Consider the following 966-nt stretch of genomic DNA (forward strand, 5'->3'; position numbering starts at 1 on the left):
GGCGCGCCGCTGGTCGAGCGCGTCCTGGCCCGGTACCGCGAGCGCACCCTCGCCGAACTCCTGCGCCACATCCCCGAGCAGAGCCCGCCCTATCTCTACGACCTGGCCGCCGACTACCCGACCCGCCCCTGCAAGGGCCTGCGGGCCGCGCTCTGCCTGGCCACCTGCGCCGCGTTCGGCGGCAGCCCCGGGCGGGCCCTGAACCCGGCCGTCACCGTGGAGCTGTTCCACAACGCCTTCCTCGTCCACGACGACATCCAGGACGGCAGCGAACTGCGCCGGGGCGAGCCCACGCTGCCCGCCCGGTACGGCGTGGAGGTCGCGCTGAACGTCGGCAACGCGACCAACCTGCTCGGTCTGCGCCGGGTGATGGCCAACCGGCGGGCGCTCGGCGGGGAACTGGCCTGGCGGCTGTTCGAGGAGACCGAGCTGATGTGCCGCCAGTCCCTGGAGGGGCAGGCGATGGAGATCGCCTGGATCCGGGACAACGCCTGCGGGCTGACCAGCGCCGACTACTACCGGATGTGCCTGAAGAAGACCTCCTGGTACACCTTCCTCTACCCGTGCCGCTCCGGCCTGCTGGTCGCCGAGGGGGCGGGTACGGACGCCGCCCGGCTGGACCGGTTCGGCTGGTACCTCGGCGCCGCCTTCCAGATCCAGGACGACGTGCTCAACCTGGTCGGGGAGGCCGAGGAGTACGGCAAGGAGATCGCCGGGGACCTCTGGGAGGGCAAGCGGACGCTGATGCTCATCCAGCTGCTGGAGCGCACCACCCCGGCCGAACGCGCCCGCGTGGTGCGGCATCTGAGCCTCACCCGGTCCCAGCGCGGCCCCGGGGCGGCCGAGGACGTGGCCTGGCTGCTCGACCGGATGACGGCCTACGACTGCGTCGCGCACGCCCGGGAGGCGGCGGCCGGACTCGTCGCGGCCGCCGCACGGGAGATCGAGGCCGTACTGGCCGCGGCC

The 966-nt window shown here is 73.3% G+C and carries 1 protein-coding gene; it reads left to right on the top strand.

Annotation, left to right across the window (positions count from 1 at the left end; genetic code table 11):
* Nucleotides 1–966, top strand: a 966-nt coding sequence (locus tag BI06_RS32755; RefSeq protein WP_051742441.1) for a polyprenyl synthetase family protein, incomplete at both ends; no start/stop codon positions are given.

It is taken from the genome of Kitasatospora sp. MBT66 (genome assembly GCF_000710405.2).
Lineage (GTDB): Bacteria > Actinomycetota > Actinomycetes > Streptomycetales > Streptomycetaceae > Kitasatospora > Kitasatospora purpeofusca.